The organism is Vagococcus changpingensis (assembly GCF_058211775.1).
Map to the genome: position 1 here is coordinate 178,820 of NZ_JBYVZB010000002.1, position 18,430 is coordinate 197,249.

Genomic DNA, 18,430 nt, shown 5'->3' on the forward strand with positions numbered 1-18,430 from the left:
AAATGTTAGTGGTCTTTTTTAGTTAAATAATTCCTAAGGCTGCTAAAGAGGTTAAAACTAAGCCGCCAATTGTTACAATAAGCATAATCCATATTACAACTTTAGTTATTTTATTAAATGTTGATTGTGGTTTTTTATCCATTATGTTGTATTCACTCCAATATTATAGTTATTATGCTATATTTTACAATGAGATTTATAAAAATAGCAAGAAAATCAATAAAATGTAAAAAAATGCTTAAATAAATTGAAAGACAGCAGAGTAATGCTTATAATAGAATTAATTAAATGTCTACGAAGGGATAAAAAGAATGCCAAATTTTACAGTTGCACTATTTTTTTGGTACTTATTTCCAGTTATAGTGATTATTGCAAGTAATTTACTTGTAAAAAAAACAAATATTGATAAAAAGTATGGTATAAAAACACCTGATATAGCAACACCGTTCTTTTTTATAGGGCTTCACTTTGTATCCGTAGGAACGTTAGGTAAAAGCTTTTTAGCATATGTCTTTTTAATGATTTTTTTCATAGGGATGATTGTTGCAATTATGCTTGCTTATTATTTTCATGATATCAATTATCGACGCTATTTTAAGATTTTGTGGCGGATTGCTTTTTTAGTAACATTAATGATTTATGTTGTTTTGATTATCGGTAGTATTATTTTATTTTTAAAACGTTAGTATGCATCTTCTATTAGGTAGAAGATGCTTTTTTGATAATTATTTAAAATCTATGATAAATTATAATTTTTTTTATAAGAATGTGGTAGAAAGTGGGGTAATGTGGTAGACTGAAATTATTGAGTGGCGTTGTGAGGTGACCTAGTTATGTTTATGGGAGAATTCCAGCATAATATTGACTCAAAAGGACGTCTAATCGTTCCCTCTAAATTAAGAGATTCTCTTGGTGAACGATTTATTGTTACCAGAGGAATGGATGGCTGTTTATTTGGTTATACACTAGAGTCTTGGTCTCGCCTAGAAGAGAGTATGAAAAACATGCCACTTACTAAAAAAGATGCTAGGACATTCGTTCGATTTTTTTATTCCGCAGCAACAGAGTGTGAAATAGATAAGCAAGGACGTATTAATATTCCTATTAAATTAAGACAATTTGCAGGATTAGAAAAACCTTGTATCATTATAGGGGTATCCGATAGAATCGAAATTTGGAGCGAAAATCGCTGGTTAGCATTTTCTAAAGAGGCTGAAGAAAATTTTGATGATATCGCAGAAAGCCTTATTGATTTTGGAATATAAGTAAAAATGGAGAATGAAAATGTCAGAAACATTTAAACATATTACTGTTCTATTAAAAGAAACAGTAGATGGATTAAACATAAAATCAGATGGAATATATATAGATTGTACATTAGGTGGTGCTGGGCATAGTCAATATCTGTTGTCCCAGTTATCCAATAAAGGCCATTTGTATGCCTTTGATCAAGATGAACGTGCAATTGAACACGCTAAAAAATTTTTATTAGATGAAGTAGAACAAAATAAAGTAACGTTTGTTAAAAGTAATTTTCGTTATCTAAAAGAAAAAATGAATGAATTAGGTGTCCAACAAGTAGATGGAATTCTTTATGATTTGGGTGTGTCATCACCTCAGTTAGATGAAGCAGAAAGAGGATTTAGCTACCATCAGGATGCACCATTAGATATGAGGATGGACCAAACAAATTATTTAACGGCTAAAGAAGTTGTAAATGAATATACTTATGAACAATTAGTTAAAATATTCTTTAGATATGGTGAAGAAAAATTTTCAAAACAAGTGGCTCGCTTGATTGAAAAACGACGGATTGAAAAACCAATTGAAACAACGGGAGAGCTAGTTGAAATTATTAAAGAAGCTATACCAGCACCTGCTAGACGAAAAGGTGGACATCCAGCTAAACGTATTTTTCAAGCGATTCGTATTGAAGTAAATAGTGAGTTGGATGTTATTAGTGAAACACTTGAACAAGCCATTGATTTACTGAAACCAACTGGTCGAATTAGTGTCATCACATTTCATTCATTAGAAGATAAGCTAGTGAAAAACATTTTTAAGGAATACAGTACACCTCAAGACTTGCCACCTGGACTGCCTATTATACCAGTTGAATATCAACCTGATATAAAATTAATTAATAGAAAACCAATCGTGGCCTCAGATGAAGAGCTTGGGATGAATAATCGATCTCGTAGTGCTAAATTACGTATTATCGAAAAAATAGCTCCTGAAAGGGTGGATTAACATGTCTCTGCCAGAAAAGCAAAGTCCATTTACATATAATGATTCTCCAGTTAACTCACCTGTTAGTAAGGAGAATAGTACATTGGAAGAAGTGCAACCCCCAATAATTCCACAGAGTAAATTGAAAAAAGTGACTAAATTAGAAAAGTTTATTTTCACTGTATTTATTGCAACATTTTTATGCTTGGCGGTTGCAACTATTCGAATGACAACCTATATTAACCGTGAGGAAGAAGCTATTTCTTCTCTTCAGGCAGATAGCAAACAGATGCAACAAGATATTGAAACTCTTGATCAAGAGAAAAATGAGTTGCAACGAACTGAACGTTTGAAAAAAATTGCCGAATCTGCTGGAATGCAAATGCGTGATGAGAATATAAGGAAAATAAAATGATGAAAAAAATAAAAGAATTTTTTAGAAAAATAAACAAAAAAATACAAGAAAAAAGTTTAACACCAGCAGGCAATAGAAAAAAAGTGGGGGTTATCCTGTTTTATGCTTCTATTGCTGTTTTTGTTTTAATTTCTTTACGTTTCGTTTACATCATAACAGTTGGTAAGGTCGGTTCGCAAAGTCTTGATTCTGAAAGACAAAAAATATATCAAGGAAGTAGCGTTATAAAAGCAAAACGTGGAACCATTTTCGATCGTAATGGGCTGCCACTTGCTGAAGATGCTACTTCTTATTCGTTATACGCAGAACTTGACAAAAACTATAAAGGGATTAATAACGTGGAGCTTTTTGTGCATGATAAAGATCATGATAAAATTGCTGATATTTTAAATAAGTATACTGGAATTGATAAAAAACTTGTTTTAGAACAATTAACACCTAAGAAAAATAAAGACGGTAAGTTAATTACTAATGTAGAATTTGGTTCTAAAGGAAAAAATCTAAGTTTAGAAACTAGAAACAATATTGAGGAAGCATTAAAAAAAGAGAATATTACTGGTATCTATTTTAAGGAGCACCCTGACAGATTATATCCGAATGGAAAATTTGCTTCTTATTTCATAGGATATGCACAACCAGAAGATACGGATAAAGAAAATAGTAAATTAAGTGGTAAAAATGGACTAGGTATAGAAAATACCTATGATAATGTGTTAAAAGGAGAGGATGGATTTAAGTACTATCAAAAAGATAGCAAGGGAAATGAACTTCCTGGGACAGAAGTCATTGATAAAAAAGCTAAAGATGGACAAGATATTTATACAACGTTAGATACTAACTTACAAACAAGGCTAGAAGATGTGATGGATAGTGTGAATGAAAAAGCTAAACCAGAGGATATGACAGCTATTTTAATGGATGCTAAAACTGGTGATATTTTAGCAGCGTCACAACGACCAACTTTTGATCCACAAACAAAAGAAGGATTATATAAAGAAAAAGGGCAACCTGATCCTGTTTGGGAAAATTTACTTGTTCAACGACCGTTTGAGCCTGGTTCTACGATGAAAGTTTTTACTGTTGCAGCAGCCATTGATTCGGGAAAATTTCCATATAATGAGACATTTACCTCAGGACGAACTCAGTTATATGATGCCACAATTAGTGATTGGGTACCGGCTGGAAAAGGACAGTTGACGTATAGACAGGCATTGGCTTGGTCAAGTAACGTTGGTATGGTTAATTTGGAACAAAAAATGGGTTCAATATGGCCAGAGTATTTGGAACGTTTTGGATTTGGTCATTCAACTGATTCTGGATTACCGCTTGAGGCAACAGGAAGTATTAGTGATAAAAATCCTGTTGATATGGCAATGACAGCTTTTGGACAAGCTATTTCTGTGACAAATATGCAGATGATGCAAGCATATACAGCTATAACAAATGAGGGTAAAATGTTAAAACCGCGATATATTAAGAAAATAGTGGATAAAGATGGAAAAGAAAAAGAAATTAAAACAGAAGTGGTAGGAGAACCAATAAAAGCTGCAACAGCAAAAACAGTTCTTGAATACATGCAAGATACTGTCAATGACGAAATATATGGGACTGGGTATGGTATTTATAATATTGATGGTGTGAATGTTTCTGCGAAAACAGGAACAGCCCAAATATTTGAAAATGGCCAACTTTTAACAGGAGCCAATGATTATATTTATTCAGTAGTTCAAATTGCACCAACAGAAAATCCAGAATATATCATGTACGTTACAATGAAAAAACCAGTGATTACTGGTGAATTCGGGTCACCATCAGAATTAATTTCAGAAATATCAAACGGTATGTTAAAACATGCTTTTAAGGTAGATACCACAACGGATAAAGGAGAATAACATGAACGGAGTAGAATTATTAATACCATTATCATTGGCAGTGGCTTTTGTATTGATGGTTATGCCACTATTTATAGGTTATTTTAAAATGAAGAAAATGGGACAAGCGATTCGTGAAGAAGGTCCTGAAGGTCATCTTGCAAAATCAGGGACACCAACTATGGGAGGAGTTGTTTTTTTAATAAGTATTTTGTTAACTTCTCTTATTGTTGGTGCTTGGCAAAAAGAAATGACATTTTCTTTTTGGAGTATTTTATTTATTTTGTTTTTATATGGACTATTAGGATTTCTTGATGATTTCATTAAAGTGTTTAAAAAAAGAAATTTAGGATTAAATTCAACACAAAAATTAATTGGTCAAATTATTGGTGGGATTATTCTTTACGCTGTGATGAAATCAAATAGTGTAACAGATGAATTATTTATCCCATTGATTGGAAATGTTAATTTTGGCTTTTTATATGGATTGTTTGCTGTGATTTGGTTGGTCGGATTTTCAAATGCAGTGAATTTAACAGATGGTATTGATGGTTTAGTATCTGGTTTAGGTATGATTTCTTTTGGAACCTATGCTATTATTGCATACAAACAAGAACAATTTGCTATTGAATTGATTTGCCTAGCAACTGTTGGAGCGCTTTTTGGCTTTTTAATTTTTAATAAAAAACCAGCAAAAATTTTTATGGGAGATGTTGGTTCTCTTGCTTTAGGTGGTATGTTAGCCACTATTTCTATTTTACTTCATCAAGAATGGACACTTTTATTAATCGGTTTAGTGTATGTTATAGAAACACTTAGTGTCATGTTACAGGTAGCATCATTTAAATTAACAGGCAAACGTATTTTTAAAATGTCTCCAATACACCACCATTTTGAATTAAGTGGTTGGTCAGAATGGAAGATAGACATTGTTTTTTGGATAGTAGGATTAGTGATGTCAGCATTGACATTGGGCATTTTATATAATTAAGGAGATATCAAGGATGAAACAGTCAAAGCGTTATGCAAATGAAAAAATTTTAGTATTAGGGTTAGCTAGAAGTGGTGTTGCCGCTGCTAAGTTATTGCATGAATTAGGGGCATTTGTTACAGTCAATGATGCGAAAAAATTAGAAGATAACAAAGAAGCTCAAGAATTATTAGAAGCAGGTATAACAGTTATTACTGATAGTCATCCTTTAGATCTTCTTGATGAAGGATTTTCTCTTATTGTGAAAAATCCTGGGATTCCTTACACGAATCCTATTCTCGAGAAAGCAATAAAAAAAGAAATTCCAATTATTACAGAGGTGGAATTAGCGTATCAAGTCTCAGAGGCACCTTTTATTGGCATTACAGGAACAAATGGTAAAACAACAACAACAACCATGATTAAGCAAATATTTGATACGTATCAACCTAATAAGGCACTTTTAGCTGGGAATATTGGTTTTCCAGCAAGTGATGTTGTATTAAAGGCTACAGAAGATAATGTATTAGTAACAGAATTATCGAGTTTTCAACTAATGGGAATTGATGAATTTACGCCTGAGATAGCAGTTATTACTAATATTTATGAAGCTCATATTGATTATCATGGCTCAAGAGAGGAATACGTTAAAGCTAAATGGCGCATTCAAAAAAATATGACAGAGAATAATACATTAATTTTAAATGCTGATTTACCTGAAATCGTTAAATTATCCAAACAATCTAAGGCAACCGTGATTTATTTTTCAGTATCTAGAAAAGTTAATGGAGCTTATTTGGAAAAAGATTGGTTAATGTATCAAGGTGAAAAAATTATAGAATTAAATGAATTAGGTGTTCCAGGTTCGCATAATGTTGAGAATGCTCTAGCAGCAATTTGTGTAGCAAAAGTTTCAAATATAGATAACGAGTCAATAAAAAAAAGTTTGTCACTCTTCTCAGGTGTTCCTCATAGAACAGAGTACATTGGGACATATAATGGAATCAAAATATACAATGATTCAAAAGCGACTAATATTTTAGCTGCTAAAAAGGCAATTAGTGGATTTGATAATGAAAAATTAGTATTAATTGCTGGAGGGCTTGATAGAGGAAACTCTTTTGATGGATTTATACCAGCTATTGAGCAACTAAAAGCTATTGTATTATTAGGCGAGACAAAAGATAAATTAAAAGAAGCAGCCAAAAAGGCGCAAGTATCAGAAATTATTTGTGTTGATAACATGAAAGAAGCAGTGAAAGAAGCCTTAAAAGTTGCACAGTCAGAGGATACGATTCTTTTGTCGCCGGCATGTGCTAGTTGGGATATGTATCCTAACTTTGAAACTCGTGGAGAAGAATTTGTAGCAGAAATAACTAAACAAGTAGGGAATTAATGATGAGAGTACTAGTATCAGGTGGAGGAACAGGTGGACATATTTATCCAGCTATTTCTATCGTTCGTTATATTAAAGAAAAATACCCAGATTCAGAATTTTTATATATTGGAACAGAAAAAGGGCTAGAAAGTCAGTTAGTGCCTAATCAAAATATTCCATTTAAAACAATTGAAATTCAGGGGTTTTATAGATCACTAACGTTAAAAAATTTTAAAACAGTGTATTTATTTTTAACAAGTATTAAGCAAGCTAAAAAATATATTAAGGAATTTCAACCTGATATTGTGATTGGAACAGGTGGATATGTTTGTGGATCGGTTGTTTATGCAGCGAGTAAATTAAATATTCCCACAATTATTCATGAACAAAATAGCGTGGCGGGTATGACGAATAAGTTTTTATCAAAATATGTTGATAAAGTAGGAATTTGTTTCACTGATGCAGCCGAGTATTTTCCAAAAGAAAAAGTTGCACTAGTAGGGAATCCTCGAGCTCAAGAAGTGATGATGGTAGACAAAAAAAAGGTGTTAGAGGGGTATGGTTTGGATTCTGATAAGCCCACTATCGTTATCTTTGGTGGCAGCCGCGGAGCTCAAACGATTAATAACGCGATGAAAGAAGCATTACCACTATTTAAAGGAAAACCATACCAGGTATTATATGCTTCTGGGACTATTTATTTTGATGAGTTTAAAGAAAAAGAAGAGCTAATTAAGCAATTAACTAATGTAACAGTAGTGCCATATATTGATAATATGGTTGACGTTTTAATCAATGTAGAAGCACTAGTTGGGAGATCAGGTGCGACTAGTATGGCAGAAATTACGGCATTAGGATTACCTTCGATATTGGTTCCCAGTCCTAATGTTACGGATGATCATCAAACGAAAAATGCAAAAAGTCTTGTTGATAATCAAGCAGCATTGATGATTAAAGATAGTGAATTGACAGGAAAATTATTGGTTGAACAAGTGGATAAATTAATGTTAGATGATCAATATAGACAAACTATGGCAAAAGCATCAAAAGCTGAAGGGATTCCTGATGCAATGGATCGCTTGTATGGTTTGATTCAGGAACTAACCTAATTTAAGGAGGGCTAGTAAGGGATGTCAAACAAAAAAGAGGATGATAAAGGGGAAAATCGAGGTAATCATCGATTGATAAAATCATCAAAAAAAGAATTGAAAGATAGTAATAAACAAGGAACACTTTCTACGAAAAGGAAAACAATCAATAAACTATCTCCATTTCAAGGTTTAACTCCTAATGAGGAAAAACGTCTAACTAGAAGATTAACGAGTATTTTAATTACCTTAACAGTGGGAATACTTATTACTCTTTATATTATTTCTCCTTTAAGTAAATTACAAAATATAGAAGTGACTGGAATCGACAAAGCAGATAGTCAAAAAATTATAAAATCAAGTCACCTTAAATTAGGTGATGGATTATGGCCTCAGTATTTTAATAAATCAAAGGATATGAAAAGAGTGATAAAGGAAAATCCAAGAATCAACACAGCGACATTAAGGATTAAACAATTTAATCATTTTGATATACATGTAACAGAATATGAGGTCCTGGCTATTTTATTAAGAAATAATAAAATGTATCCTGTTTTATCTAATGGAAAAATTTTGAGTGAAACAGCAAAAGAATCAGAAAAAAAATTGCCACAGTTAATTGATTTTAAAGAAGGAGAAGGATTGGATTCATTTTTGACATCATATGAAAAATTTTCGCCAAAAATGAAATCAGAAATTAGTTCTATTGAGTCACAGGCCACTCAAAAAAATCCTTTTAGAATTAAATTAAATATGAAGGATGGCAATCAAGTAATTGGATTATCAACAACAATTGCGGATAAATTAGTTTTTTATGACAAAATTTCGGCAGAAATGAAGTCAAAAGGTGTTATTGATATGGAAGCGGGTAAAACAGGGATATTTTCATATCCTTTAGAAACACAAAATAGCGACTCAAGTGAGGGGTTATCGGACGAAAACTCAATGGAGAGTGTAAATAATGGTTTTTAACGTTCAGAAAAAAAACTAGCAAATATAGTATTCTTCTTTATTTCATAGTACTATTTATGATAGAATAGTGTGAGGTATTATGCATATAATAAAGGAAGACTTTGTTAGAATTATAGGAGGGAAGACCTTTCATGGCAAAAACAGGAATATATGTAAGTCTTGATATCGGTACAACATCAATAAAAGTTGTTGTAGCTGAGTACATAGAAAATCAAATTAATATTATTGGCGTAGGAAATGCAAAATCAAAAGGATTGGATCGTGGTATTGTTATCGATATAGACAAAGCTGTTCAATCCGTTCAAAGAGCAATTAAACAAGCAGAAGAAAAATCAGGTGTTCAAATTAAAAGTGTTAGTGTAGGTATTCCTGCTAATCTTTTAGAAGTAGAAAAATGCGAAGGCATGATAGCTGTTAATAATGAATCAAAAGAAATAACTGACAAAGATGTTAAAAATGTGGCATCAGCAGCAGTTGTTCGTTCAACACCTCCAGAACGTCAAGTCATTACTTTAGTTCCTCAAGAATTTAAAGTAGATGGTTTTGAAGGAATAAAAGATCCAAGAGGTATGATTGGTGTTCGTCTAGATATGAAGGGATTATTATATACTGGACCTAAGACAATTGTTCACAACATTCAAAAATGTGTTGAAAAAGCTGGATTGGTGATTGATGAAATGGTCATTGCTCCTTTAGCTTTAGCTTCATCTATTCTTTCGGATGGAGAAAAAGATTTTGGAACAACTATTATTGACATGGGTGGTGGACAAACAACTACCTCTGTGATGTATGAACGTGAATTAAAATTTTCACACGTTGAACAAGAAGGTGGAGAGTTTGTAACCAAGGATATTTCTGTTGTTTTAAACACATCATTAACTAATGCGGAAGCGTTAAAAATCAACTATGGATATGCTTATCCAGAAAGAACTTCACCGAATGAAGAATTTCCTGTTGATGTCATTGGTAAAAATGAACCTGTCAGAATTGATGAACGCTACTTGTCAGAAATTATAGAAGCGCGTGTTGAACAAATTTTTTCAAAATCAAAAATGATGTTAGATAGCATTGATGCACTTAATTTACCAGGTGGTGTTATTTTAACTGGTGGAGCCGCAAGCTTGCCAGGAGTAGTCGAGTTAGCAGCGGATATGTTTGGAACAAACGTTAAATTGTATGTTCCAAATCATATGGGATTACGTAATCCTGTATATGCTAATGCAATTGCTATTGTTGAGTATGTCGCACAACTTGATGAGGTTTATCATGTGACTAAATTAGCCGTTACTGGTGATAAAAAACGAACAGCTAAACCTGTTCGTGACATTTCAGTAGAGACTAAACAACATGAAAAAGCTGTACAACAAGCACAAGAACCTGTTACAGATATGTCTGTCAATGAACCTGTAAAAGAGAAAGAAGAAGGTTTTGGCGGTAAAGTAAAAGGTTTCTTATCCAATATATTTGACTAATAGTCTAGGAGGAAACAAATAATGGAATTTTCATTAGATAATACTGTAAATACTGGCGCGGTAATTAAAGTTATTGGTGTCGGTGGCGGTGGCGGTAACGCAGTAAACCGTATGATTGATGAAGGAGTAAAAGGCGTAGAGTTTATCGTTGCAAACACAGACGTTCAAGCACTACAACATTCTAAAGCAGAAACTGTCATCCAACTAGGACCTAAATTTACAAAAGGATTAGGTGCTGGATCGTTACCAGATATTGGCGAAAAAGCTGCATCTGAAAGCGAAGATTTAATTGCTGAAGCATTAAAAGGTGCTGATTTAGTATTTATTACTGCTGGAATGGGTGGTGGTACCGGTACAGGTGCAGCACCTGTAGTAGCTGGAATTGCTAAAGAACAAGGAGCTTTAACAGTCGGTGTTGTGACACGTCCGTTTAGCTTTGAAGGTCCAAAACGTAGTCGTTTTGCAGCTGAAGGAATTTCAGCTTTAAAAGAAAATGTGGATACTTTGGTAATCATTTCTAATAATCGTTTATTAGAAATCGTTGATAAAAGAACACCAATGTTGGAAGCTTTTAGAGAAGCTGACAATGTATTACGTCAAGGTGTACAAGGGATTTCTGATTTAATTACATCTCCTGGCTATGTCAATTTAGACTTTGCAGATGTTAAAACAGTGATGGAAAATCAAGGAACCGCTCTAATGGGAATTGGTGTTGCAAATGGAGAAGATCGTGTGATTGAGGCTACTAGAAAAGCTATTGCCTCTCCGTTGCTTGAAACATCTATTGAAGGTGCTGAACAAGTGCTATTAAATATCACTGGTGGGGCAGATATGACTTTATTTGAAGCACAAGATGCGTCTGAAATTGTAGCGAGTGCCACAGGTGGAGATGTAAATATTATTTTAGGAACATCAGTTAATGATCAATTAGGTGATGAGATTGTTGTTACTGTCATTGCAACAGGAATTGATCCAGGAAAAAAAGAACGTCAAGCGATGGGAAGAAATAATGTGACTACACCAAATGGAATGGTTCAACAGAGACAAGCAAGATCAGTTCAAGAACCTATTCGTGAAGTTCCAGAAATGGATTCATCACGCACAGCACAAACAAGTGCATTTGGTGATTGGGATTTAAAACGTGAACCATCGACTCGTCAAGTCCCAGATGAAACACAGTTTGAAACAATTGACAGAAAAGATTATGATAATGCTAACCAGGATTCTGATCATCCTTTAGAAGCGGAAGATGAATTAAGTACACCACCTTTCTTTAGAAGAAAAAAATAAGAGGTGACTTAGATTGGTCCTGCAAAAACTGGAACAAAATGTTGAGTCAATTCAACAAGATGTTGAGCAAGCTTGCCAAATCGGTCAAAGGTCAGTCGATAGTGTGACTGTCATTTGTGTCACTAAATCAGTTGACAAAGAGACAACAAAACAAGTTGTTAATTTAGGATTTGAACATTTAGCTGAAAATAGGATGGAAAAATTGTTAGAAAAGCAAGAGTATCTATCAGATAATAAACAGATTAAATGGCATTTTATAGGAAATTTACAACGGCGAAAAGTTAAATCAGTCATTAATAATATTGATTACTTTCATGCATTAGATAAAATATCATTGGCTGAAGAAATACAAAAAAGAGCAATAAAACAAATTAAGTGTTTTGTTCAAGTAAACGTTTCTGGAGAGATTTCCAAACAAGGAATCTCTCCGGAAAATTTAATAGATTTCATTAAGGATTTAAAAGATTTTGATAGAATTGAAGTTATTGGTTTAATGACCATGGCTCCTATTGATTCAAATCTTAACGAATTATCTCAGTATTTTGACCAATTAAAATTATTACAAAACAAAGTTGCAACAGAAAAACTTGACCATGCACCATGTACAGAATTAAGTATGGGTATGAGTCAAGATTTCATACCAGCTATAGAATCTGGAGCAACTTTTGTAAGAATTGGTTCGAGATTTTTCGAATCTTAGGGGAGAGGTGATAGAGTGAAGTTATTCAATAAAGCTGGTGAAAGATTTTCCGATTTTTTTGGCGTTTCTGATGATGAAAGTGATGCATTTGTTGATGAAGAAGTGACGATTGATGAAGAATCATCTGTTCTTGAGCCAGAACCTAATATTAGAGAAACAAATAATTTAGAGGATGCGCTTGATGATGTTGCTAGTATGAATCATGCTATCAGCCATAATGAAGAAGAACCAGAAAAAAATGTTAAAATTTCTGCAACAGAAAACCAGTATACTAATAAAAAAGTAGTTGAAATGAATACCTATCAACCTACCTCAAATGGAAATAAACGTATGGTGGTTGCTAGACAACATAGAAAAGTATCGGTTTATGAGCCTAGAGATTACATTGATTGTAAACAAATTGCTCAAGCTTTGTTTAGAAAAGAGATTATTATTTTGTCTTTTAAATTAATGAATGAAAGCTCTGCCAGGCGTGTTGTAGATTTTATGACAGGGACTGTATATGCTATTGATGGAGATATTCAACGCTTAGGAGATGAAATGTTTATCTGTACTCCTGCCAACGTAGATGTCGATTCAAGCATTACTCGAAATATCATAACAAACCATTTAACAGAATATTAAGGATGTGTTAATTTGATTATAGCTTTAATCTCTAAAGCCATAACCCTATATACTTATGTTTTAGTGATTTATGCTTTATTATCATGGTTTCCTGGGGCGTATGATTCAAAAATTGGTCAATTTATCATACGAATTTCAAGACCATATTTAAGTATGTTTGATCGCTTGAATTTGAGTATTGGTCCAATTGATTTTACAATTATTGTTGCAATATTTGTTTTACAATTAGCTGGACAAGGTTTAATTTTAATATTAGCAAGATTAGTTTATATGATTTAAAGAATGGATGTGAGTTTTTTGCAAGCTAATGTGTATCAGCATTTTCGCAAGGACGAACATCCTTTTATTGATACTATCGGTAATTGGATGGAACAAGTTGAGATGCAATACGCACCCGTTGTAACTGAATTTTTAAACCCACGTGAGATGTTTATTTTAAAGACATTGGTAGGTAAAAGAGACGATATTTTATTGTCTTTTTTTGGAGGATTTGAAGATTCTGAGAGAAAATGTGCCATACTTTATCCAAGTTATTACAATCCTAATGAAACAGATTATGAAATCTCAGTTTATGAAATAAAATATCCTATTAAGTTTGGTAAATTAACTCATGGAAAAATTTTAGGAACATTAATGAGTACTGGAATAAAAAGAGAATTCATTGGAGATATCATAACAAATGGAGAACAATGGCAAGTTTTTATAAAAAAATCTATTTCTAACTATATTACTCAACAAGTTGACAAAATTGGTTCATTTGGAGTAAAATTTGACGAAGTAGGTTGGCAAGATATTTTACAACCGACTGATGAATGGTTAGATGAGACTCTAACAATCTCTTCACTTAGAATTGATAATATTATTTCAACAGTATATAATGTATCTAGACAACGTGCTAAACTGATTGTAGAATCAAAGAAAGCTAAGGTCAATTGGACCGAAGTAGAGCGTGTTGATTTTCCAGTAGATTATTTAGATATTGTGTCAGTTCGAGGACTAGGAAGAGTTCAACTATTAGAAACACTAGGGAATACTAAAAAAGATAAGATAAGATTAAAAATTAGAGTTTTAAGAAAGTAGCAAGGAGTGTAAAAATGGGAATTAAACCAATTGATATTACGAATAAAAGTTTTAATAATAAATTTAAGGGATATGATCGTGATGAAGTAGATGACTTTTTAGATCAAATCGCTTTAGAAGTTGAAAAATTAACCCAAGAAAATCGTTCTTTAGAAAAAGAAGTAAAACAGGCAAATGATAAATTAAGTTATTTTAATGAATTAAAAGATTCATTAAACCAATCAATTATTGTAGCTCAAGATACTGCGGATAAATTAAAAGAAAATGCTATTAAAGAGTCTGATTTAGCAATTCAAAAAGCTCAAGCTCAATCTGAAGACATTTTAGCACACGCTAATAAAATGTCTGATGAGTTGATTTCTGGTGCGGCAAATAAAGCAAATCAAATTTTATCTGAAGCAAGTGAACGTGCTCGTCAATTGGCTGTTGAGACAGATGATTTGAAAAAGAAAACCCGTGTTTTCCATAGAAACTTAAATGTATTATTAGAATCACAGTTACAAATTGTGCAAAGTGATGAGTGGGATGAAATCCTTAAACCATTTGGTGCTTATGTTGACAGTAGCCATCAAGCATTTAAAGAAGTATTAGATGCTGTTGAAGCAGCAAATGGTCTTGAAGCAACTTCACCAGCTATTAATATTAAACCTAATTTTGATAATGTATCTCAATCAAAAACAGATATTAAGGTAAGTGCGACACAAGAAATGCCTAATCAGCCTGTTCAGCAACAAAAAGAAGAAAAAAGTGAAGAAACAAAAAAATTAAATAAAGTGGAACGTTCATCACGTTCAAAAGTTAAATAATAAAGTTAGATGTAAAATAGAAAAGCTTAATTTATTCTGAAAGTGAGTTAGGGATAGTGGAAACCTAGTGAGACACTGAATTAAGAAAGATCCTTTACAAAAAAGAAATCTGAAATTATAGTAAGATTTCTCGGTGAGAATCGTTACAATCTACAGGAGAGTATAGACTTATGTCTGTACTGAATTTTGGGTGGTAACACGATAGCTTCGTCCCTTTTTAAGGGACGAAGCTTTTTTGTATATAAAAATAAAATAAGTGAGGATGATAGATAAAATGAAAATGAAAGAAACGCTTCATTTAGGAAAAACAAGCTTTCCAATGCGTGGAAACTTACCAGTAAGAGAAGTTGAATGGCAAAAAGAATGGGAAGAAAAAGATATTTATGGTCAAAGACAAAAATTAAATGAAGGGAAACCAACTTTTATTTTACATGATGGTCCTCCATATGCTAATGGAAATATCCATTTAGGACACGCACTAAACAAAGTAAGTAAAGATATTATTGTTCGATTTAAATCAATGTCAGGTTTTCGTGCCCCATTTGTTCCAGGTTGGGATACACATGGCTTACCAATTGAACAAGTATTAACCAAAAAAGGTGTTAAACGCAAAGAAATGCCTAGAGCAGAATACTTAGAAATGTGTAAAGAATATGCACTTAGCCAAGTTGATAAACAACGTAATGATTTTAAACGCTTAGGTGTATCAGGAGATTGGGATAACCCATACATTACTCTAACACCAGATTATGAAGCAGCTCAAATTCGAGTATTTGGAAAAATGGCTGAAAAAGGATATATCTATAAAGGATTAAAACCAATTTACTGGTCTCCATCTAGTGAATCTTCGTTAGCAGAAGCAGAAATTGAATACAAAGATGTAAAATCAGCCTCTATTTATGTTGCATTTGATGTGAAAGATGGAAACGGAGTATTAGATAATGATACGAGTTTTGTTATTTGGACAACCACACCTTGGACTCTTCCAGCAAATTTAGCGATTAGTGTAAATCCCGAATATGTTTATGTCGTGATTGAAGCAGATGGTAAAAAATTTGTCGTAGCAAAAGAGTTACTTGAAACAGTGACAAAAGAAATTGGTTGGGAAACTGTTTCAGTTATTAAAGAGATTAAAGGGGCAGAGCTAGAAAATCTGACAGCTCAACACCCATTTTATGATAGAGAATCACGTTTGATTTTAGGTGATCATGTAACTCTTGATGCAGGGACTGGCTTGGTTCATACGGCTCCTGGACACGGGGAAGATGACTACATTGTATCTCGTAAATACGGTATCGATGTTATTTCACCTGTAGATTCTCGAGGATGTTATACAGATGAAGCACCTGGATTTGAAGGTATCTTCTATGATAAAGCTAATCCAATGATTACTGAAATGCTAGAAAAAAGTGGTCATTTATTAAAATTAGATTTCTTTACTCATAGTTACCCACATGATTGGCGTACAAAAAAACCTGTTATTTATCGTGCAACGCCACAATGGTTTGCATCAATTGATAAATTTAGAGGCGATATTCTATCTGAAATTGAAAAAGTAGATTGGATTATTCCTTGGGGGAGAACGCGTCTATATAACATGGTTCGTGATCGTGGCGATTGGGTTATTTCTAGACAACGTGCATGGGGTGTACCATTACCTGTCTTTTATGCAGAAAACGGTGAGGCGATTATTACACCAGAAACAACAGAACATGTGGCGAATTTATTTGCAGAACACGGGTCAAAAATCTGGTTTGAAAAAGAAGCCAAAGAATTATTACCAGAAGGATTTACTCATCCTGGTAGTCCAAATGGCGAATTTACAAAAGAAACTGATATCATGGATGTTTGGTTTGACTCTGGTTCATCACATGAAGCAGTGTTAAGAGGCAGAAGTGATTTATCATTTCCAGCTGACTTGTACTTAGAAGGATCTGACCAATACCGTGGATGGTTCAACTCAAGTATTACAACAAGTGTGGCAATTAATGGCGTTGCACCATATAAAGCAGTTCTTTCTCAAGGATTTACATTAGACCCACAAGGACGTAAACAAAGTAAATCTTTAGGAAATACGATTGAGCCAAATAAAGTAACCAATCAAATGGGTGCAGATATTTTAAGACTTTGGGTCTCAAGTGTGGATTATGAATCAGATGTGAAAGTGGATATGAATACGTTAAATCAAATTGCTGAAGTTTATCGTAAAATTCGTAATACAATGCGTTTCTTATTAGCAAACACATCTGATTTTGATGTGAATAAAGACCGTGTTGAATATGATGAATTACGTTCGGTTGATAAATATATGATGATTCGCTTAAATGATACAATCAAAACTATTCGTGATAAAGGGTATGACAATTATTCATTCTCGACTGTTTATAAGAGTCTAGTTAACTTCTGTACAAATGACTTGTCAGCATTCTATTTAGATTTTGCCAAAGATGTTGTCTACATTGAAGCAGGAGATAATCATGAGCGTCGTGCAATGCAAACTGTCTTTTATGATATTTTAGTGGCTTTAACAAAATTAATGACACCAATTTTACCATTTACGTCAGAAGAAATTTGGTCTCATTTACAAGAAGAAGAAGAATATGTGCAGTTATCTGAGCTTCCTGGTTATGACACTTATCCAGATCAAGATTCAATCATGGAATTATGGGATGGATTCATGGAAGTGAGAACACATGTCTTAAAAGCTTTAGAAGAAGCTAGAAATAATAAATTAATTGGTAAATCATTTGAAGCAAAAGTGACTATCTATCCAAATGAGCCAACTGCTATGTTGTTAGATGCATTAAATACTAATTTGGCACAAGTATTGATTGTTTCAGATTTAGTTGTTGAAAAATCAACAACTGATGTACCAGAAACTGCTATGAAATTTAATGATGTCTCTATTTTAGTGGAACCTGCTCAAGGTGAAACGTGTCAACGTTGTCGTGCAATCAAAGAAGATGTAGGTAGTCATCAAGAATTACCGACATTATGTAATCGATGTGCTGAAATTGTTGAAGTAAATTATCCTGAAGCTGTAGCAGAAGGCTTAGAGTAAAACTAAATAAATAAGCCTCAAATTATCAGTAGATAGTTTGAGGTTTCTTTATGAAAAGTTAAGGAATTTAAATAAGGGAGAAGTATGATGAAAAAATTAAATTGCTTGGTGTTAAGTGCAACGATTTTAGTGACATTAACAGGTTGTGGAAGTGGTAAAAAGAACCAAACAGTAGAGTCAACGCAATCAAGTGCAACTGTTAATATCACACTAAAGGAAGATCATAAAGAAATTGATTCAAAAGAAGTTAGCGTGAAAGATGAGACTGTTTTATATAATGTATTGAAAGATAACTATGATATTGAAGATACAAAAGGGTTTATCACATCCATTGACGGTTATAAACAAGATGAAAAAGAAAATAAGTATTGGTTATATACAGTCAATGGTAAACAAGCTGAAAAAGGGGTTCAAGAAACAACAGTATCTGATGGTGATAATATTGAGTTTGATTTATCTAAATTGGATTAATAG

At 33.0% G+C, this 18,430-nt stretch carries 19 protein-coding genes; 18 read left to right on the forward strand and 1 reads right to left on the reverse strand.

All coding sequences use genetic code 11. The features are described from left to right. Positions 1–22: 22 nt before the first annotated feature. The gene (locus AC37UB_RS05305; protein WP_277756540.1) at positions 23–142 is read right to left on the reverse strand and encodes a DUF4044 domain-containing protein; all 120 of its coding nucleotides are present in this window, start codon (positions 140–142) and stop codon (positions 23–25) included. Positions 143–311: 169 nt separating this feature from the next. Between AC37UB_RS05305 and AC37UB_RS05310 the strand changes: the two genes are divergently transcribed. From AC37UB_RS05310 to AC37UB_RS05395, 18 genes are all read left to right on the forward strand, one after another. Then, positions 312–686: a DUF3397 domain-containing protein gene (locus tag AC37UB_RS05310; RefSeq protein WP_117972538.1), complete on the forward strand. Its 375-nt coding sequence runs from the start codon at positions 312–314 to the stop codon at positions 684–686. 147 nt (positions 687–833) lie between these two features. Further along, positions 834–1,265, forward strand: coding sequence for a division/cell wall cluster transcriptional repressor MraZ (mraZ, locus tag AC37UB_RS05315; protein WP_117972539.1), 432 nt, complete (start codon positions 834–836; stop codon positions 1,263–1,265). Between the two features lie 19 nt (positions 1,266–1,284). Next, a complete protein-coding gene (gene rsmH, locus AC37UB_RS05320) occupies positions 1,285–2,250 on the forward strand; it encodes a 16S rRNA (cytosine(1402)-N(4))-methyltransferase RsmH (protein ID WP_241699283.1) in 966 nt (321 codons plus the stop codon). Position 2,251: 1 nt separating this feature from the next. Beyond that, positions 2,252–2,644 (forward strand): cell division protein FtsL, encoded by a 393-nt coding sequence (locus tag AC37UB_RS05325; protein ID WP_117972541.1) that lies wholly within the window; start codon positions 2,252–2,254, stop codon positions 2,642–2,644. Further along, positions 2,644–4,536: a peptidoglycan D,D-transpeptidase FtsI family protein gene (locus tag AC37UB_RS05330; protein ID WP_117972542.1), complete on the forward strand. Its 1,893-nt coding sequence runs from the start codon at positions 2,644–2,646 to the stop codon at positions 4,534–4,536. The genes AC37UB_RS05325 and AC37UB_RS05330 overlap by 1 nt, the downstream gene beginning before the upstream one ends. Before the next feature lies 1 nt (position 4,537). Next, positions 4,538–5,506, forward strand: coding sequence for a phospho-N-acetylmuramoyl-pentapeptide-transferase (mraY, locus tag AC37UB_RS05335; RefSeq protein WP_117972543.1), 969 nt, complete (start codon positions 4,538–4,540; stop codon positions 5,504–5,506). Positions 5,507–5,519: 13 nt separating this feature from the next. Then, positions 5,520–6,881, forward strand: coding sequence for a UDP-N-acetylmuramoyl-L-alanine--D-glutamate ligase (gene murD, locus AC37UB_RS05340; RefSeq protein ID WP_117972544.1), 1,362 nt, complete (start codon positions 5,520–5,522; stop codon positions 6,879–6,881). 2 nt (positions 6,882–6,883) lie between these two features. Further along, complete coding sequence (gene murG, locus AC37UB_RS05345; RefSeq protein ID WP_117972775.1) at positions 6,884–7,972, forward strand: undecaprenyldiphospho-muramoylpentapeptide beta-N-acetylglucosaminyltransferase; 1,089 nt, start codon at positions 6,884–6,886, stop codon at positions 7,970–7,972. A 21-nt stretch (positions 7,973–7,993) separates the two neighbouring features. Then, positions 7,994–8,923, forward strand: coding sequence for a cell division protein FtsQ/DivIB (locus AC37UB_RS05350; RefSeq protein ID WP_117972545.1), 930 nt, complete (start codon positions 7,994–7,996; stop codon positions 8,921–8,923). A 131-nt stretch (positions 8,924–9,054) separates the two neighbouring features. After that, complete coding sequence (ftsA, locus tag AC37UB_RS05355) at positions 9,055–10,395, forward strand: cell division protein FtsA (protein ID WP_117972546.1); 1,341 nt, start codon at positions 9,055–9,057, stop codon at positions 10,393–10,395. A 21-nt stretch (positions 10,396–10,416) separates the two neighbouring features. Then, positions 10,417–11,685, forward strand: a complete 1,269-nt coding sequence (gene ftsZ / locus AC37UB_RS05360; protein ID WP_117972547.1) for a cell division protein FtsZ — start codon at positions 10,417–10,419, stop codon at positions 11,683–11,685. 13 nt (positions 11,686–11,698) lie between these two features. Next, entirely contained in the window at positions 11,699–12,385 is a 687-nt protein-coding gene (locus tag AC37UB_RS05365) for a YggS family pyridoxal phosphate-dependent enzyme (RefSeq protein ID WP_233519156.1), read from the forward strand. A gap of 15 nt (positions 12,386–12,400) precedes the next feature. Further along, positions 12,401–13,009 (forward strand): cell division protein SepF, encoded by a 609-nt coding sequence (locus tag AC37UB_RS05370; RefSeq protein WP_117972548.1) that lies wholly within the window; start codon positions 12,401–12,403, stop codon positions 13,007–13,009. A gap of 15 nt (positions 13,010–13,024) precedes the next feature. Next, the gene (locus AC37UB_RS05375; protein ID WP_199500889.1) at positions 13,025–13,288 is read left to right on the forward strand and encodes a YggT family protein; all 264 of its coding nucleotides are present in this window, start codon (positions 13,025–13,027) and stop codon (positions 13,286–13,288) included. Between the two features lie 18 nt (positions 13,289–13,306). After that, positions 13,307–14,089 (forward strand): YlmH family RNA-binding protein, encoded by a 783-nt coding sequence (locus AC37UB_RS05380; protein ID WP_117972549.1) that lies wholly within the window; start codon positions 13,307–13,309, stop codon positions 14,087–14,089. A 14-nt stretch (positions 14,090–14,103) separates the two neighbouring features. Then, positions 14,104–14,895 (forward strand): DivIVA domain-containing protein, encoded by a 792-nt coding sequence (locus AC37UB_RS05385; protein WP_117972550.1) that lies wholly within the window; start codon positions 14,104–14,106, stop codon positions 14,893–14,895. 274 nt (positions 14,896–15,169) lie between these two features. Next, positions 15,170–17,956: an isoleucine--tRNA ligase gene (gene ileS / locus AC37UB_RS05390; RefSeq protein WP_117972551.1), complete on the forward strand. Its 2,787-nt coding sequence runs from the start codon at positions 15,170–15,172 to the stop codon at positions 17,954–17,956. A gap of 87 nt (positions 17,957–18,043) precedes the next feature. Continuing rightward, a complete protein-coding gene (locus AC37UB_RS05395) occupies positions 18,044–18,427 on the forward strand; it encodes a DUF4430 domain-containing protein (protein ID WP_233519157.1) in 384 nt (127 codons plus the stop codon). The last annotated feature ends 3 nt before the right edge of the window (positions 18,428–18,430 follow it).

What these genes read in the sequence shown, in the direction of transcription:
- ftsA (WP_117972546.1), top strand. Translation starts at nt 9,055, where the DNA reads ATGGCAAAAACAGGAATATATGTAAGTCTTGATATCGGTACAACATCA.
- ileS (WP_117972551.1), top strand. Translation starts at nt 15,170, where the DNA reads ATGAAAATGAAAGAAACGCTTCATTTAGGAAAAACAAGCTTTCCAATG.
- AC37UB_RS05350 (WP_117972545.1), top strand. Translation starts at nt 7,994, where the DNA reads ATGTCAAACAAAAAAGAGGATGATAAAGGGGAAAATCGAGGTAATCAT.
- murD (WP_117972544.1), top strand. Translation starts at nt 5,520, where the DNA reads ATGAAACAGTCAAAGCGTTATGCAAATGAAAAAATTTTAGTATTAGGG.
- AC37UB_RS05325 (WP_117972541.1), top strand. Translation starts at nt 2,252, where the DNA reads ATGTCTCTGCCAGAAAAGCAAAGTCCATTTACATATAATGATTCTCCA.
- AC37UB_RS05385 (WP_117972550.1), top strand. Translation starts at nt 14,104, where the DNA reads ATGGGAATTAAACCAATTGATATTACGAATAAAAGTTTTAATAATAAA.
- mraZ (WP_117972539.1), top strand. Translation starts at nt 834, where the DNA reads ATGTTTATGGGAGAATTCCAGCATAATATTGACTCAAAAGGACGTCTA.
- AC37UB_RS05330 (WP_117972542.1), top strand. Translation starts at nt 2,644, where the DNA reads ATGAAAAAAATAAAAGAATTTTTTAGAAAAATAAACAAAAAAATACAA.
- AC37UB_RS05310 (WP_117972538.1), top strand. Translation starts at nt 312, where the DNA reads ATGCCAAATTTTACAGTTGCACTATTTTTTTGGTACTTATTTCCAGTT.
- AC37UB_RS05305 (WP_277756540.1), bottom strand. Translation starts at nt 142, where the DNA reads ATGGATAAAAAACCACAATCAACATTTAATAAAATAACTAAAGTTGTA.
- mraY (WP_117972543.1), top strand. Translation starts at nt 4,538, where the DNA reads ATGAACGGAGTAGAATTATTAATACCATTATCATTGGCAGTGGCTTTT.
- AC37UB_RS05395 (WP_233519157.1), top strand. Translation starts at nt 18,044, where the DNA reads ATGAAAAAATTAAATTGCTTGGTGTTAAGTGCAACGATTTTAGTGACA.
- rsmH (WP_241699283.1), top strand. Translation starts at nt 1,285, where the DNA reads ATGTCAGAAACATTTAAACATATTACTGTTCTATTAAAAGAAACAGTA.
- ftsZ (WP_117972547.1), top strand. Translation starts at nt 10,417, where the DNA reads ATGGAATTTTCATTAGATAATACTGTAAATACTGGCGCGGTAATTAAA.
- murG (WP_117972775.1), top strand. Translation starts at nt 6,884, where the DNA reads ATGAGAGTACTAGTATCAGGTGGAGGAACAGGTGGACATATTTATCCA.